General features: G+C 67.4%; 17 protein-coding genes. 10 read left to right on the forward strand and 7 right to left on the reverse strand.

The genetic code is table 11. From position 1 onward, the window contains the following. Window positions 1–109: 109 nt before the first annotated feature. Window positions 110–550, forward strand: coding sequence for a GNAT family N-acetyltransferase (locus O5I81_RS08835; protein WP_271068575.1), 441 nt, complete (start codon window positions 110–112; stop codon window positions 548–550). Here O5I81_RS08835 and phaC read toward each other — a convergent pair. Next, window positions 547–2,550, reverse strand: coding sequence for a class I poly(R)-hydroxyalkanoic acid synthase (gene phaC / locus O5I81_RS08840; RefSeq protein WP_271068576.1), 2,004 nt, complete (start codon window positions 2,548–2,550; stop codon window positions 547–549). The two genes, O5I81_RS08835 and phaC, sit on opposite strands and share 4 nt — an antisense overlap. Before the next feature lie 61 nt (window positions 2,551–2,611). Between phaC and O5I81_RS08845 the strand changes: the two genes are divergently transcribed. The 4 genes from O5I81_RS08845 to O5I81_RS08860 all read left to right on the forward strand — a co-directional run bounded on the left by O5I81_RS08845 (window position 2,612) and on the right by O5I81_RS08860 (window position 6,462). Then, the gene (locus tag O5I81_RS08845) at window positions 2,612–3,094 is read left to right on the forward strand and encodes a hypothetical protein (RefSeq protein ID WP_271068577.1); all 483 of its coding nucleotides are present in this window, start codon (window positions 2,612–2,614) and stop codon (window positions 3,092–3,094) included. Between the two features lie 116 nt (window positions 3,095–3,210). After that, window positions 3,211–4,431 (forward strand): LL-diaminopimelate aminotransferase, encoded by a 1,221-nt coding sequence (locus tag O5I81_RS08850; RefSeq protein ID WP_271068578.1) that lies wholly within the window; start codon window positions 3,211–3,213, stop codon window positions 4,429–4,431. Window positions 4,432–4,669: 238 nt separating this feature from the next. Continuing rightward, complete coding sequence (locus O5I81_RS08855) at window positions 4,670–5,959, forward strand: homoserine dehydrogenase (RefSeq protein ID WP_271068579.1); 1,290 nt, start codon at window positions 4,670–4,672, stop codon at window positions 5,957–5,959. A gap of 119 nt (window positions 5,960–6,078) precedes the next feature. Continuing rightward, window positions 6,079–6,462, forward strand: a complete 384-nt coding sequence (locus O5I81_RS08860) for a GFA family protein (protein ID WP_271068580.1) — start codon at window positions 6,079–6,081, stop codon at window positions 6,460–6,462. Here the strand turns inward: O5I81_RS08860 and O5I81_RS08865 are convergent. Next, a complete protein-coding gene (locus O5I81_RS08865) occupies window positions 6,441–7,862 on the reverse strand; it encodes a dienelactone hydrolase family protein (RefSeq protein WP_271068581.1) in 1,422 nt (473 codons plus the stop codon). The genes O5I81_RS08860 and O5I81_RS08865 overlap by 22 nt on opposite strands. 152 nt (window positions 7,863–8,014) lie before the next feature. Next, entirely contained in the window at window positions 8,015–8,347 is a 333-nt protein-coding gene (locus O5I81_RS08870; RefSeq protein ID WP_271068582.1) for a GFA family protein, read from the reverse strand. Between the two features lie 142 nt (window positions 8,348–8,489). Between O5I81_RS08870 and O5I81_RS08875 the strand changes: the two genes are divergently transcribed. The 3 genes from O5I81_RS08875 to O5I81_RS08885 all read left to right on the forward strand — a co-directional run bounded on the left by O5I81_RS08875 (window position 8,490) and on the right by O5I81_RS08885 (window position 9,871). Beyond that, window positions 8,490–8,954: a hypothetical protein gene (locus tag O5I81_RS08875; RefSeq protein WP_271068583.1), complete on the forward strand. Its 465-nt coding sequence runs from the start codon at window positions 8,490–8,492 to the stop codon at window positions 8,952–8,954. Then, complete coding sequence (locus tag O5I81_RS08880; protein ID WP_271068584.1) at window positions 8,951–9,421, forward strand: hypothetical protein; 471 nt, start codon at window positions 8,951–8,953, stop codon at window positions 9,419–9,421. The genes O5I81_RS08875 and O5I81_RS08880 overlap by 4 nt, the downstream gene beginning before the upstream one ends. Window positions 9,422–9,490: 69 nt before the next feature. Further along, complete coding sequence (locus O5I81_RS08885) at window positions 9,491–9,871, forward strand: hypothetical protein (RefSeq protein WP_271068585.1); 381 nt, start codon at window positions 9,491–9,493, stop codon at window positions 9,869–9,871. On the opposite strand, the gene O5I81_RS08890 is transcribed toward O5I81_RS08885, so the two are convergent. The 4 genes from O5I81_RS08890 to O5I81_RS08905 all read right to left on the reverse strand — a co-directional run bounded on the left by O5I81_RS08890 (window position 9,868) and on the right by O5I81_RS08905 (window position 12,513). After that, on the reverse strand, window positions 9,868–10,359 hold the full coding sequence (locus tag O5I81_RS08890; protein WP_271068586.1) for a hypothetical protein: 492 nt from the start codon (window positions 10,357–10,359) through the stop codon (window positions 9,868–9,870). The genes O5I81_RS08885 and O5I81_RS08890 overlap by 4 nt on opposite strands. 195 nt (window positions 10,360–10,554) lie before the next feature. Further along, window positions 10,555–11,574 (reverse strand): hypothetical protein, encoded by a 1,020-nt coding sequence (locus O5I81_RS08895; protein WP_271068587.1) that lies wholly within the window; start codon window positions 11,572–11,574, stop codon window positions 10,555–10,557. 110 nt (window positions 11,575–11,684) lie between these two features. Further along, window positions 11,685–12,170 (reverse strand): SRPBCC family protein, encoded by a 486-nt coding sequence (locus O5I81_RS08900; protein ID WP_271068588.1) that lies wholly within the window; start codon window positions 12,168–12,170, stop codon window positions 11,685–11,687. Then, window positions 12,163–12,513: a metalloregulator ArsR/SmtB family transcription factor gene (locus O5I81_RS08905; RefSeq protein ID WP_271068589.1), complete on the reverse strand. Its 351-nt coding sequence runs from the start codon at window positions 12,511–12,513 to the stop codon at window positions 12,163–12,165. The genes O5I81_RS08900 and O5I81_RS08905 overlap by 8 nt, the downstream gene beginning before the upstream one ends. A gap of 403 nt (window positions 12,514–12,916) precedes the next feature. On the opposite strand from O5I81_RS08905, the gene glpX reads away from it, so the two are divergent. Together glpX and recJ are read left to right on the forward strand one after the other, a co-directional pair. Continuing rightward, window positions 12,917–13,867 carry a class II fructose-bisphosphatase gene (gene glpX / locus O5I81_RS08910; RefSeq protein ID WP_271068590.1) on the forward strand — a complete coding sequence of 317 codons (951 nt, stop codon included), beginning with the start codon at window positions 12,917–12,919 and terminating at the stop codon, window positions 13,865–13,867. Beyond that, window positions 13,867–15,672 carry a single-stranded-DNA-specific exonuclease RecJ gene (gene recJ, locus O5I81_RS08915; protein WP_271068591.1) on the forward strand — a complete coding sequence of 602 codons (1,806 nt, stop codon included), beginning with the start codon at window positions 13,867–13,869 and terminating at the stop codon, window positions 15,670–15,672. Before glpX ends, recJ begins: the two co-directional genes overlap by 1 nt. Window positions 15,673–15,707 lie beyond the last annotated feature (35 nt).

Genomic DNA, 15,707 nt, shown 5'->3' on the forward strand with positions numbered 1-15,707 from the left:
ACCTGTCCCCGACAGGCCACCGTGGACCATCGGGGACAGGTTGCCCGTCGGGCCCTGGCGCCAATCTTCACGCTCGCGGCGCGGGCAACCCGTCCCCACCGGAGAAGCCATGATCCGCAAGGCAGTCCCCGCCGACCGCGCGGCGCTGGTGGCGCTGATGCAGACGAGCAACGGCTACGAGACCCCGGCGGCCCGGGCGATGATCGCTGAGTTCGTGCCGCGCTGGGCCTTCACCGAGACCGACGAGGTCTGGCTGGACGAGGAGGCGGGTGAGACGCTCGGCTTCCATCAGTTGATCCCGCACGACGGGACAGTCTGGGAACTGGACCTCTTCTTCACGGCCAACGCCGCCCAGGGCAAAGGCGTCGGCCGGCGGCTGTTCGAGCAGATGGCGGAGCGGGCGAGGGCGCTCGGCGCGACGGCGGTGGTGATCAGCTCGAACCCGAAGGCGGCGGAATTCTACCGCCGGATGGGGGCGTTGGACGTCGGTGTGTCGCCGCCGGTCGGCGAAATTACCTGGGAACGGCCGAAGCTGCGGCTGAACCTCTAGCTCCGCACCTTCACGAACGACCCCGGCGCATCCTCCAGCGGCTTGCCGAGCGGCCCGTTGGTCGGGTCACGCGCCGGGACCATGTCGCCCGACCGCTCGTTCAGCCAGGCCGCCCAGTGCGGCCACCAGCTGCCCGGATGCTCGACCGCCCCGGCCACCCATTCCTCGACCGTCGCCGGCAGGGCGGCGTTGGTCCAGTGCTGGTATTTCTTGGCGTCCGGATGGTTGATCACCCCGGCGATATGCCCCGACCCCGCCATGGTGAAGGTCACCGGTCCGCCGAACAGCTTTGCCCCGCGATAGATGCTGCGGAACGGCGCGATATGGTCCTCGCGGCTCGACTGCACATAGATCGGCGTCTTCACCTTCGACAGATCAAGCTTCACCCCCGCCAGGGTCAGCTTGCCCTCGGCCAGGGCATTGTCCTTGTAGAAGTTGCGCAGATAGAACAGGTGCAGCGCCTTGGGCATCCGCGTCTGGTCGCTGTTCCAGAACAGCAGGTCGAAGGGCTTGGGCTCCTTGCCCATCAGGTAGTTGTTGACGAAGAACGACCAGATCAGGTCGTTGCCCCGCAGGGCGTTGAAGGTATCGGCCATCGACTTGCCGGGCAGGAAGCCGCCCGCCTTGTCCATCTGCGCCTCGATGTCCTTCAGCCAGCCCTCATCGACGAACAGGCGCAGGTCGCCGGCCTCGGCGAAGTCCTGCTGGGCCGCGAAGAAGGTGGCCGAATTGATCCGTTTGTCGCCCTTGGCCGCCATGTGGGCCAGGGCGCAGGACAGCAGGGTGCCGCCGATGCAGTAGCCGACGGTGTTCACGCGGGTCGTCCCGCACTGCTTCATCACCTGGGCGGTGGCGTCATAGATGCCCTCGACCAGATAGTCCTCGAAGGTCTTGGCCGCGAGGGTCTCGTCAGGGTTCACCCAGCTGGTGACGAACACCGTGAACCCCTGGCCGGTCAGCCAGCGGATCAGGCTGTTATCGGGCCGAAGATCGGTGATGTAGAACTTGTTGATCCACGGCGTGAACAGCAGCAGCGGGATCTCCCGCACCTGATCCGTCGTCGGATTGAACTGCAAGAGCTGCAGGATGTCGTTCTGGTAGACCACCTTGCCCGGCGCGGTGGCGACGTTCTCGCCGACCACGAACTCCTCCATGTCGGTCTGGCTGATCGACAGCTGGCCGCCGCCCCGGGCCAGGTCCTCAGCGAACTGGTCCATGCCCCGCACCAGGCTCTCGCCGCCGGTCGCCACCACCTCGCGCAGGGCGGCCGGGTTGCTCATCAGGAAGTTGGAGGGGCTGACCGCGTCGGTCAGCATCTTCATGAAGAACTCGACCCGCCGCTTCTCCAGCGGATCGACCCCCTCGACATCGGCGACCAGGCTGTTCAGCCAGTTCGAGGTCAGCAGGTAGGACTGCTTCATCACGTCGAACAGCGGATGCGCGCCCCAGTCGGGATCGTTGAACCGCTTGTCGCCCTTGGCCGGCACCACGGTCGGTTCGACCGTCTCGCCGCCCATCCGCTTGGCGGTGTTCTGCCAGAGGTCGAGATAGCGTGAGAACAGATCGGCCTGGGCCCGCAGCATGCGGTCAGGCTCGGATGCCAGCTTGCCCATCACCTGGGTGAGGGCCGGTCCGACGTGGAAGGGATCGGTGTTCAGCGCCGCCGGGGCGTCGGCCTGGCGCAGGGCGGCCTCGGCGATGGCCCCTTGGGCGGTGATCGCCGCCCGGGCCAGATTCGCCGACAGCTTCTCGAACTGCTCACGCTGTTCCTTCGGAATGAAGCCGGCGGGATCGGGGATCGGCGAAAACTTCGGCGCCTCCGGCGCGCTCGATTTTGGGTGCGGGGAGGGGGCCGTCGCCGCCTGGGCCGCCTCGGTGCGATCGGCCGGCGCGGCCTTGTCGGCCTTCGGGGCCGCCTTCGCCTTGGTCGCTTTCGGGGCCTTGGCGGCCGTCTTCGGCTTGGTCGCCTTGCGGGTCGGGGCCTTGGCTTCACCGGCCATGCATCAATTCCTCACCTGGAAGGGCGTGGGGTCGCCCTTTCGCTTGCCGCAATCATCGCATATGACCGGACTTGAGATGAACGGCCAAGCCCGCATTCCGTTGTCGCGCCTCTTCAGCGCTTCTGTCCTGCTCCTGGGCAGCCTGTCGCTTGCCGCCTGCGTGTCGCCCTCGGGCCGCCAGGTGTTCGCCGAGGTCCCGGTCAACCCCACCTCGCCGGCCAAGGCCCAGATCGAGGCCGTCCTCGCCCAGCCGGCCGGGGATTTCCCAAGCTTCGCCTCCATCCCGGCCCCGCCGGCCGACCTGCCGACTCCCGAAGGCGTCAAGGCCCAGGTTCAGGCGCAGCAGGCTGAGGCGGCGACCATCGTCAACAGCAGCGGCCCGGAAACCTGGTACCTGCAGGCCGACGACGCCTTCGTCGCGCGCGCCCGGGCGGACGCCAGGGTCGACAGCGTCCAGGCCCCGACCGAAGCCGACATCGCCGAATCGCAGGCCTTCGTCGCCGCCGCCAAGGCGCGAGCTAAGGCGCCCCCGAAGCCGAAGTAGGAAACTACGGGCGTCGGGGGCATAATCTTCCAAGAGCCTGCTTGGTACGGGCCCCTCCGTGGGCTATCCATGCGCGACTTCCGCTCCCACGCGCCGATCTGCGGCGACGAGCCCCAATGACAACCGATTTCCACCGTATTCGCCGCCTGCCGCCCTACGTCTTCGAAGAGGTCAACCGCATCAAGGCCCGCCTGCGCGGCCAGGGCGTCGACATCATCGACTTCGGCATGGGCAACCCCGACATGCCGACGCCGAAACACATCGTCGACAAGCTGGTCGAAACCGCCCGCGATCCCAAGTCCGGCCGCTACAGCGCCTCCAAGGGCATCATCGGCCTGCGCCGGGCCATGGCCGGCTATTACGACCGCCGCTACGGGGTGAAGCTGAACCCCGACACCGAGGTCATTGCCACCCTTGGCTCCAAGGAAGGCTTCGCCAACCTTGCCAACGCGCTCACGGCGCCCGGCGACGTCATCATCTGTCCCAACCCCGCCTATCCGATCCACGCCTTCGGCTTCATCATGGCCGGCGGGGTGATCCGCCATGTGCCCGCGCTGTCGCCGGAAGAGTACCTGTCGGGCGTCTCCAGGGCGGTGAAGAACTCCGTCCCGCCGCCGACCGTGCTGATCCTCAGCTACCCGTCCAACCCGACGGCGCAATGGGTCGACCTCGACTTCTACCGCGAAGCCGTCGCCCTGGCGAAGAAGCACGACCTGCTGGTCATCAGCGACGTCGCCTATTCCGAGATCTACTTCGACGACAACCCGCCGCCCTCGGTGCTGCAGGTCGAGGGCGCCAAGGACTGCGCCGTCGAGGTCAACAGCCTGTCGAAGACCTACGCCATGGCCGGCTGGCGCGTCGGCATGGTGGTCGGCAACGAGCGCATGTGCGCCGCCCTGGCCCGGGTGAAGTCCTATCTCGACTACGGCGCCTTCACGCCGATCCAGGTCGCCGCCGCCGCCGCCCTCAACGGCCCGCAGGATTGCGTCGACGAGATCCGCGCCATCTACAAGTCGCGCCGCGACGTGCTGGTCAAGTCGATGGCCCAGGCCGGCTGGGACATCCCCAGCCCGCCCGCCTCGATGTTCGCCTGGGCTCCGATCCCCGAGCAGTACAGGGAGGCCGGCTCCATGCTGTTCGCCAAGCTGCTGGTAGAGGAAGCCGGCGTCGCCGTGGCCCCGGGTTCGGGCTTTGGCGAATACGGCGAGGGCTATGTCCGCATCGGCCTGGTCGAGAACGAACAGCGCATCCGCCAGGCGGCCCGCAACGTGAAGAAGTTCCTGGCGAACTCTTCGGAAATCCTGGGCCGTGCACACAACGCACTGGCGGCTCAGTGATGCACTCGACAACCTCTTGGTCTCCCTTCTCCCCTCGCGGGAGAAGGTGTCGGCGAAGCCGACGGATGAGGGGGCTCCCCGCTCTCCGACCCAGCCTGTCGCCAACACCCCAGCGCGGCTTGAAGACCTATCGACCCCTCATCCGGCCCTTCGGGCCACCTTCTCCCGCAAGGGGAGAAGGGACCTCTCACGGCGGCTTCGGCCATTTTGGCCGCCTTCAAGTTTCGAGACTCTCCCAATGACCAAGAAAACCTGGCGCATCGGCGTCGCCGGCCTCGGCACCGTCGGCGGTGGCCTGCTTGAGTTCCTCGCTCAACGCCCTGACTTCGCCCCCGCCGGCGACCGCGCCGTCATCACCGCCGTCAGCGCCCGCAACCGCACGCGCCAGCGCCCGGTCGATATCTCCAGCCTGACCTGGTTCGACGATCCCGTCGCCCTGGCCAACGCCCCCGACATCGACATCTTCGTCGAGCTGGTCGGCGGCTCCGACGGCCCGGCCAAGGCCGCCGTCGAAGCGGCCCTCAAATCCGGCAAGCCCGTCGTCACCGCCAACAAGGCCCTGATCGCCGTCCACGGCGCCGAACTGGCCGCCCTGGCCGAGGCCGCCGGCGTGCCGCTGCTGTTCGAGGCCGCCGTCATGGGCGGCACCCCGGCGGTGAAGATGCTGCGCGAGGCCATGGTCGGCGACGACGTCTCGGCCCTGGCCGGCATCCTCAACGGCACCTGCAACTTCATCCTCAGCGAGATGGAGTCCAAGGGCCGCGCCTTCGCCGACGTGCTCAAGGACGCCCAGGCCATGGGCTATGCCGAGGCCGACCCGACCACCGACGTCGGCGGCTTCGACGCCGCCCACAAGATCTCCATCCTGGCCGCCCTGGCCTTCGGCTGCGCCCCCAACTTCGCCGCCGCCGAGATCGAGGGCATCGACGGCGTCGAGCAGCTCGACATCGCCATGGCCAAGGACCTCGGCTACCGCATCCGCCTGATCGCCTCGACCGAGCGCACCGACGACGGCGTCGCCGTCCGCGTCCACCCCAGCCTCGTCGCCTTCGGCCACCCCCTGGCCGAGACCCGCGGCGCCACCAACGCCCTGTTCATCGAAGGCGCCCGCATCGGCCGGATCTTCCTCCAGGGCCCCGGCGCCGGCGCCGGCCCGACCGCCGCCGCCGTCGCCGCCGACATCGCTGACGTCATGACCCACGCCAAGCGCCCGGTCTTCCAGGCCCCGGCCGGCCAGCTGCCCCCCTTCATCGCCGTCGCCCCCACCCGCCGGGTCGGCAAAGCCTACCTGCGCTTGCTGGTGAAGGATCAGCCGGGCGTCATCGCCGCCGTCTCCGAAACCCTGGCCGAATGCGGCGTCTCCATCGACAGCTTCCTGCAGAAGCCGGTGGAAGACGTCGGCGGCGTGCCCATCGTCCTGACCACGCACGCGGTGGCCGAGTCGGTGCTCACCGACGCCATCGACCGGCTGGAGCGCCTGCCGGTGGTGCTGGAACGGCCGAAGCTGCTGCGGATCGCGCGAATCTGATCAGGCCGGCCGTTGAGCGATTGCTCAGGCCCGGCTGAAAGCTCCATACTTTGACTGAGTGTGGACAAAGGACGGGGCGCGCACGACCGTGGTTCATTCGTCGGCGTGGAGTTAAGTCTATGGTACGCAAGGCGATCTGCTGCTGTGGCGCCACTTCGATTGAAGTGAGAGGCGAGCCGTCGCTGAACGGCGTCTGCCATTGCGATAACTGCAAGCGCCGGACGGGTTCCGCCTTCGGCTGGCAAGCCTACTTTCCAGACTCTCAGGTCGTTGCCATTGCCGGCGAGTTCTCCAGCCATAGGATCAGGACTGAGCAGGAGCGATCATTCTGCACGCAATGTGGGACCACGCTCTTCTGGAAATCGGCCTTCATGCCGGGTCAAACCGGCGTCGCGGCCGGTGCGTTCATTGATCCGCCGCTGCCAGAGCCCGGCCTTGAGGCCACGTCCCAGGGTCGCGTTGAATGGCTCGCCCTGGCGCCTCACCTCAAACGCCTGTCCTGAGGGGGAGGCCGCTTGGCCCCGGGCGACGGAGTTGGAACCGGCCCGCCCGCCACCCCCTGATATCGACCGGCCACCTCCGGCACATCGCCATCCACGCCGGTGAGCGGCCCCGAGAGAAACGCCGCCAGGATGTCCGCCGTCGCCTGCTGGGTTGCCGCCGGCCCGCGCCCGCCGCCCATCACCCGCGCCAGCAGCCAGCGGCCCGGCGGGGCGAAAAAGAACGGCGCATCGGTGAAGCTGTAGTGGTTGGCGCGCCCGATCTCGTAGTGGAAGGTCGGCCCGGTCATTCGGGCCAGCAGCCTGGCGTTGCCGTCCACGAACAGCTTGCTGTGGTGGGTCTCCGCCCGGTCGCTCTGCAGCAACAGGAAGGGTCGGGTGAGCCGGCGCTCCGGCAGGTCGCCATAGGGCGTGCCGTCGATGTTGGCGGCCGCCACGACGCGCGGGTCCTCGCTCATCGCCATGGCCGACGCCGCGCCGCCGAAGGAGTGGCCGATCACCGCCACCTTGGACACCTCGATCCGGCCGCCCCGCAGCCGCGGCGACAGCACCTCCGGCCGCGCCAGCTGGTCGATGACGAAGCGGATGTCTGCGGTCCGCAGGGCCTGCTGCTGGGGCATGTACTGGCGGCGGTCGGGCGGGAAGACTTCCCGCATCCCGACCACCCGGCCGTCCGGCAGCTGGGTCACCGCCGCCTCATAGGGATGGTCCAGCACGAAGACGACGAACCCCCGGCTGGCCAGGCGGCTCGCCAGCCCGGTGTAGACCGCCCGCGGCGCGCCGTAGCCCGGTGAGAAGATCACCACCGGCCAGGGGCGGTTCCTGGGCGCCAGCGGCGCGGCGGCCATGGCGTGGGTGTTGATCTGGCCATCGCGGCCCAGCATGAAGCCCGGCATGACGCTGACCTGCGCGGGCATTTGTCCGATGCCGTCGATGTAGGGCAGGCGGGCGCCGCCGTCTCGGCCGTTCGTCGGATACCAGGCCTGGGCGATCACGCCGCGCCGGTCGTTCGGATCGGCCGTATGCGGCTCGTCCCGCGAGGCGTCGGTCCAGCGATAGATCTCGGTCCCGACCCCGTACCGTCCGTCGGGCGCGGGCAACTTCGGAACGGCCGGCAGGATCCAGACGCCGAGACAGGCGGCGGCGACAGCAACCAGACCGAGGCGACCGGTCCAGCGCAACACCATCCCGGTCCGCACCGGCGGCAGGGCGCTCAGCGCCAGCAACAGCCAGGCCGGCAGGCTCTGCCAGGTGAAGCCGCAAAGCGCCCACTGACCCGCGGCCAGCAACAGGCCGAGGCCCACCCCGGCCCTGCGCAACCTCGGCCGGCAGCCCGGCGCGAACAGCCGCCACGCCGCCAGCGCCAGCACCATGGCCATCAGGATCAGATCGGGTATCAGCATCGCTTCACTCAGGCATGAAGCCGTTGCCCTAGCGATGTTCAGAGCGACGAGGAAGGCTGCCCTGCGCTCCCAGGGGGCCATGCATCGAAAGCAGATATCGACTGCACCCTTGGCCGTTCCCCGGGGCGCCTGGGTGAACCCTAGCGCTCCGCCTAACCTGCGTTTTCGACTTTCCGAACCTCGACCGCGCCCTCGTCGAACCCGTCCAGCAGCCGGGCATTGACGCCCATTTTGCCGAAGTCCTCCCCCAGCGTCTGCCAGTGCGTCCCGCAGCCGCAGACCGGGCAATGGTGGATGCCGATCATCCGATCGCCCCAGACATAGGCCGTCGTCTCGCCCGAAATCCGTACCTGCTCCGGCGGATAGTAGGCCACGCGCCATGCCGTCCGCCGGCAGAGCGAGCAGTTGCAGTCGGCAACCCATTCCGGCGGGCTCGGCAACTCGATCCGCACGGCGCCGCAATGACAGCTTCCATGAACGCTCATGGCGACAATCTTGCCGCCGGCCAGAACTGTCCGCAAGGTCGGGCGGACGCACCTTGACCCGCCCCCGCACGGCGCGAGGCTGGACGCCCGGCTCCGCGGCAGCCATCGTCGCGTCCATGCGACACGCAAGGGGAGGGCAGGGGTGATCAAGGCCAGTGCTGTTCTTCTTGTCGCCGCGCTCGCGATTCCCGGCGCCGCGCTGGCCGGTGACCTCGAGGGCCCGGCCCGGTTCTGCGGCTATTCCCCGATCATCGAGCTCAAGCGCGGCGAGTCGGTCACCACGCTTCAGGGCGGCATTCATGGCGGCCGCTTCCGCTGGGATGGACCGTTCGGCTCCATGACGGTCGATGGCATCGGCTGGGCCAGCAGGCCCCCCGGCCGCATCGTCGAACCGAGGGTCGGGGACAAGCCCGCTCGCTTCGCCGTTCGGCGCGACGACCGGGGCTACGTCATCGCCCTCTGGAACGGCGAGCACGGCGCCGCCTACTTCACCTCGCCGAGGCCCTTCACCGCCAAACAGCGCCACGCCATCGCCCGGGTCCGGCTGTTCAACGAGGGCGAGGATCCCGAAGGCTGCGACCTGCGCACCGTCTTTTTCTGGGGATGACCATACGCGTCCCGCTCGCCGCCGTCGTGCTGGCCCTCATCGGCGCGGCGCCGGCCGCCGAGGCCGCCAGGCATCGCCTTCCCGAGGGCTATCGCTGGGGGCGCTGCCTGTTGAAGGTGGGTGGCGAGACCCTGATCTCCGGGCCGTGCGGCTATGAGATCCGCAAGGGCGGCGAATTCACGATCAACGGCCCCAGGCAAATCTACGACGGCATCCACTATCCCGACGCCTCGGACTGCGGCGCCTGTGTTCAATCCAGAGACTACTGGGCCGTCGTCTACCGGGACAACGATGGAAGCTGGACCGGATACGGCAACTCTGACATCCGCGCGACGCATGGCGACATAGCCTACCGCACCCTCACCCGGAGCGGCGCCTGCTATGCCGGCGAGACCGATGCGGGACGGACCACCGATGGCTACGTCTATCCGGGCAAGCCCGTGCGAATCTGCCTTTGGCGCCGATAGGGTTGGCCATCGGACCGGCGCGATAGTCACCATGAATTCAAGAATCATCAGCCGACTGGTCTCCGAACAATGACCCCTGACAAAGCCGTCAGCCGTGGCGTCCTGGTCGTCAACGGCAGCGTCATGCTGGTGATGTTCGGCCTCCCGAGCCTGGTTTACGCAGCCGTCTTGTTGCTCGGCGTGGACAGCTCGTCAGCCGCGACTGTGGCAGTTCTGGCCTTCATGGTCTGCTGGCCGCTGGCCTGGCTCACTTGGTCGCTTCTCGTGCCTCGCTGGCGGCTCTGGGCCTACAGCCGGGTCGAGGACATCGATGAGCTCAAGGCGTACGGCGTGGCGGCGGGCCTCATCTGGCGCGAAGGTCACCTCTTCGAACGCACGGAAATCCGCACGCCGGACCAGCGAAGGCGCCTGCGCGAACTTGAGCAGGCCTGGGCGGCCAGGCGCCCCTAGGGACAGGCGTCAGCCGGGACGAGCCGGACATTGGCATGGCCCAGCGCCACCTCCCGCTGGGTGTCTGGCGTTTCCAGGGCGGCCAGCCCCTTGAATGTGGCTGGCCAGGTCGTGGGGCCGTTCTTCCGCTCCGTCTCCCGGACGGGCCCGTACAGACTGACCAGCATCAGGTTCTCAAGCGATGTCATGTCGCCGATCCAGGTGACGCCATGGCTGCCTTCGCCGGCGATGACCCCTTGCGCCGTGGCGCTGCGGCCGCCCTTGATCCACCAGCCGGGCGGAATTCGACAGACGGCCACAACGTCGACCCCCCAGGTATCGAAATTGAAGGCCGACACCCGCTCGCCTGGTCCCAGCGGAATGACGATGGAAGCGAGATAGGTCGTCGGCTTTGAGGTCGCCGCCGCCGGCTTTTGAACCTTCTCCGCCGGCGCCGGTGAGCAACTGGCGGCCAGGACGGCAACGGTGGTGGTGATGAAACGGCGCATCTGGCGGAAGCCTAGCTTTTGCGGCTCATTGAGTCGGCTGACCTTGCGACAAGGAAGTGGCGGAAGACGGACCCAGGTAACTGTTCGCCAAAAGTGGCTGTCACCATTCGGCCAGACTGTGGTCTCGGGAAATTGCCATGGTCTCGATGGACCGGATCCGCCGAAGAATCTCCCCTGATCGGAACCTTGGCTCAGCTAGCGGCCTGAATAGTCCTTCCGGAGAAGCATGGACATGGAGGATGGCGGGCGGTTGCCCGCGCCTTTGATGTTAGATGCAATTCTCGCTCCCTCCTCACGAAACTCATTGAGTCTCGTCTTCACATCTCCGATCCGGCCAGCATGCAGATTGAAACGAACAACGGTCCCAGGGAAGGAAGTTGGGTAGTCGCTTTTGGATTTCGGGCCCAAGTGAATAGAGTGATCGCCACTTGCAATGACGAAATTGCCGCCGCCGTTTCGCGCGAGCCTATTGGTCATGTAGAGGCCATATCCGGAGTTGTGCCATTCTGAATGGCGATCTCCCTTATGTGTTTTGCCTGATACTCCGGGCATGAGGCTCATATGCAAGGCCTCTCGATTCGAAAGTCCTCTGAAGTTGGGGTTTTCAGAAAGGCCCCGCCGGATACCCATTCCGAAATCCGCCATCGCAAATTCAACGCGGTTGCTCTTCGGCCAGTATTGAGCGCAATAATACAGTTCAATAGCACCACTATGCTCGAAGACGTTTCTCATAATCTCACGAATGGAGTACGAAAGTGCGTCATAAAGATCTTTATGCTCCTCGATGTCTCTCGAAAGAACTGCCGAAACATTGTCGGCGTGTCGTTGAACAAGATCTTGAATTGCAAGGAATTGATCACCAGAGGTGTCTTCAAGGCTCTCCCGGTTAATTCGCGTTATGGGTAAATAATTCTCGCTCGCGCGTGCTTCGCCTATCTGAAGACCATATTCTATTCCAGCCAGATCAAAGAAACCGCTACGTGCGGCATATTCAAGGCCCTTGTACCCCTTAATGTCGATCTTAAGGCTGGGGTTGGCTTTCTTAAGTAGTCTTAGCTTTGCCCCGACCAGCAACATCGAAAACGGCGCGAAAAAAGGCTTCTCGCCAAAGTCGACAGCAAAGCGGTCTCGAAGCGCGTAGTGGTCCATCTCTCGCGCGCCTTTGAGAAGGGTCTCAAGGTCGTGCTTTTCGAAGCTGACGCCGGGCGCTGACATGATGGCCCGACTTATAGCAGGTTGCGGCCGGATTCCACCGTGAGGTGCAACGATTGCCGAGGTTGCAGTTGCTCACCGACCCTTGGCTGTCGCCCTGGACGGGGTGAAAGCTAAGCAAAGTCGGCCAACAGGTCGTCCAGCTGCTCGAACTGCTCGGGCAAGCCCTCTTCCGCCCCGCGTTCGGCCTCCAGCGCCTCTTTGCTCGGAAACCGGTCGCAGTAGGTCAGCAGGCATTGCTCGCCCTGGTCCTCGAAGGTCACGGTGGTCACCGCGCCGTCCTCGCCTTCCTCGTTGGTCCAGACAAGCCGCGCGTCCGGGATCACCTCGAGGTATTTCCCGAAGAAGCTGAACGACGACGCCTCGTCCTGGCCGAAGGTCAGCCGATAGCCGCCGCCGGTGCGGACATCCATCTCGCAGGCCAGGATCGGCATCCCCAGCGATTTGGGCGACCACCAGCGCTTGAACAGCTCGGGCGTCGTCCAGGCCTTGAAGACGATGCGGGCCGGGGCGTTGAAGGTCCGCGTGACCACCAGCTCCGTGTCCGACGTCCGCTCAATCCTCGTGGGGCCGTTCTGGCCCGCCTGTGTCTCACCCATCGGTTCGCTCCCTCGTTTTGAGTTCTTCGACAATCGCGTCCAACGCCTCGAACCGGGCGTCCCAGACCTGCTGGCGTCCCTCGATCCAGGCCGCCTCTTCCGCCAGCCGCCGCTGGCCCAGCCGGCAGGTCCGCACCCGGCCGACCTTCCGGGTGGTGACCAGCCCGACCTCTTCCAGCACGCCGATGTGCTTTTTCATGCCGGTCAGGGTCATGCCGAACCGGTCGGCCAGGTCGGTGACGGAGGCATCCGCCCGCCCCAGCTGCTCCAGCACCCCACGCCGGGTGGCGTCGGAGAGGGCGGCGAACGAGGCGTCGAGGCGGGCTGAATTAAACTGAACCATATGGTTCAGTGTTTAGCGCGTTGTTTGCTGGCCTGCAAGGCAGCTTGGCGAAGATGAATATGTCTAGACATATCCAAATCGCCCCATATTGGGTCGATTGTCCGACCCACCAATCTGTAGGCGCCGCCGCTCACAAAGCGGCCCACATACCCCGCGCCGACGCCTACGCCGTGCCTACGCCCAAGCCCACATCCACAGGCATTGGACCAACATTCCGGCCACAGGATTTCAATCACTTAGCCGAAACCCCATGCCTCGACCCGCCGCGCCCGGGCTATAATGTAGTCCGCTTCGATAACCGGCCCCGGCGCGGCGCGGCCCAGTTGCCGCTCGCGCCGACTCCCGGCAATCGCTAAACCCCCCTGTGGCCTGCGTCAGACAGGCAAGGCCGGGAGACGCCTGCATGAGTTCCGATACCCTCGATCGCGGCCTGGTGCTCGACGCCGTGCGCGTCACCGAGGCCGCCGCCATCGCCTCCTGGGCCCTGGTCGGCCGCGGCGACGAGATGGCCGCCGACCAGGCCGCCGTCGACGCCATGCGCAACGCCCTCAACGATCTCCAGATCGAAGGCGTCATCGTCATCGGCGAGGGCGAGCGGGACGAGGCCCCGATGCTCTACATCGGCGAGACGGTCGGCAAGGGCGGTCCCCGCGTCGACATCGCCCTCGACCCCCTCGAAGGCACCAGCCTGACCGCCAAGGCCCAGGCCAACGCCCTGGCCGTCATGGCCTGGGCCCCGGCCGGGACCCTGCTCAACGCCCCCGACACCTACATGGACAAGATCGCCTGCGGGCCGGGCTATCCGGCCGGCATCCTCGATCTGGACCGCAGCCCGGCCGACAACGTCCTGGCCCTGGCGGCGGCCAAGGGCACGACCGCCGACCAGATCACGGTCTGCGTCCTCGACCGCCCGCGCCACGCCGAGATCATCGCCAGCCTGCGCTCGGTCGGGGCCCGGGTTTCTCTGATCCCCGACGGCGACGTGGCCGGGGTGATCAACACCGCCGACCCGGAAACCGGCATCGACCTCTACATCGGCGCCGGTGGAGCTCCAGAGGGCGTGCTGGCCTGCGCCGCCCTCAAATGCGTCGGCGGCCAGTTCCAGGGCCGGCTTCTGTTCCGCAACGCCGACGAACGGGCCCGGGCGGCGCGCCTCGGCATAACCGATCTCGACCGCAAGTACGACCTGGACGAGATCGTCCGGGCCGACGCCATCTTCGTGGCCACCGGCGTCACCAAGGGCGCGCTGCTCGACGGCGTCACCTACCGCAACGGCTTCGTCCACACCCATTCCCTGGTGATGAACAGCCACAGCCACACCGTGCGCGAAGTGCGGATGAAGCGGGCTCTGTAATGGCGGATGGGGCCGGCCCGCTCGATTTCCTCGGCGTCCGCAAGTCGCTGACCGGCCGCGTCTGGCGCCGCCGCGCCGCCGATGAGGGGATCACCCGCGAGCTGCAGCTGCGCCACGGCCTCAGCGAGCCCCTGGCCCGCGCCCTGGCCTCGCGCGGCATCGACGCGGACGGGGGAGGGGACTTCCTCAATCCGACGCTCAAGTCGCTGTTCCCCGACCCCTCGTCCTTCGCCGACATGGACCGCGCCGCCGGGATTCTCGTCGACGCCGCCGTCAGCGGCCGGGCCGTCACCGTCTTCGCCGACTACGATGTCGACGGAGCCTCCAGCGCCGCCCAGCTGGTCCGCTGGTTCCGGGCCATGGGCCGCGACCTGCCGGTCTATGTCCCCGACCGCATCCTCGAGGGCTACGGCCCCAGCCCCGCCGCCTTCCGCAAGATCAAGGACAGCGGCGCCGACCTGGTCATCACCGTCGACTGCGGCGCCGCCGCCCACGACGCCCTGCACGAGGCCGCCCGTATCGGCCTCGACGTCGTGGTCATCGACCACCACCTGATGCGCGGCGAGCCGCCGCCCGCCGCCGCCCTGGTCAATCCGAATCGTCCCGACGACACCTCCGGCCAGGGCCATCTCGCCGCCGCCGGCGTCGTCTTCGTCCTGCTCGCCGCCCTCAACCGCGAGGCCCGCAGGCGCGGCCTGTTCGAGGACCGCCCCGCCCCCAATGTGATGGACTGGCTGGATCTCGCCGCCATGGGCGCCTTCTGCGACGTCACCTCCCTGACCGGCTTCAACCGCGCCCTGGCGGCCCAGGGCCTGAAGGTCATGTCCGGCTGGCGCAACATCGGCCTGAAGGCCCTGCTCGACGTCGCCAAGAGCCAGGGGCCCGCCACGGCCTTCCACGCCGGCTTCATCCTGGGCCCCCGCATCAACGCCGGCGGCCGAATCGGTCGTGCAGACCTCGGGGCCCGCCTGCTCAGCACCGAGGACCCGGAAGAGGCCGCCGCCCTGGCCCAGGAACTCGACGCCCTCAACGCCTCCCGAAAGGAGGTCGAGAAGACCGTCATCGACGAGGCCGTCGCCTCGATCGAGAAGCAGAGCAACTTCGACCCGGACGCCCCGGTCATCGTCGCCGCCGGCGACGGCTGGCACCCGGGGGTGGTCGGCATCGCCGCCGGCCGCCTGCGCGAGCGCTATCGCAAGCCGGTGATCGTCATCGGCATCGACCGCCACGCCGACATCGGCAAGGGCTCGGGCCGTTCGCAGCCCGGCGTCAACCTTGGCCGCGCCGTGCAGTCCGCCTTCGACGAGGGCCTGCTGCTGGCGGGCGGCGGCCATGCCATGGCGGCCGGCCTAACCGTTCGTCCCGCCGCGATTCCCGAGCTGCGCGCCTACCTTTGCGAACAGCTGGCGGGCGAGATGATCGACGCCGCCGCCCAGGACGCCGTCGAGATCGACGCCCTGATCGCCCCCGGCGGCGCCACCCGCGCTCTGTGGACCGACTTCCAGCGCCTCGCCCCCTACGGCCCCGGCAATCCCGAGCCGCTGTTCGCCATTCCCGACGCCCGAATCGAGCGGCCGATCGCCATGCGCGGCGGCCATGTGCGGGTCACCCTGGTCGATTCGTCCGGCCAGCGGCTGAAGGCCGTCGCCTGGCGGGCCGGCGAGACCGAAATGGGCCAGCGGCTGCTGGCCGGCGGCGGCGGGCTGCACCTGGCCGGCAAGCTGAAACCCGACGATTGGCAGGGCCGCGAGGACGTCGAACTGGAGATCGAGGACGCCGCCGACCCGCGAATGGCGGTCGGCTGACTTTTCTCTTCCGGGCGGGGTTGCGCACCCCGGAA

It is taken from the genome of Caulobacter sp. NIBR1757 (genome assembly GCF_027912495.1).
Lineage (GTDB): Bacteria > Pseudomonadota > Alphaproteobacteria > Caulobacterales > Caulobacteraceae > Caulobacter.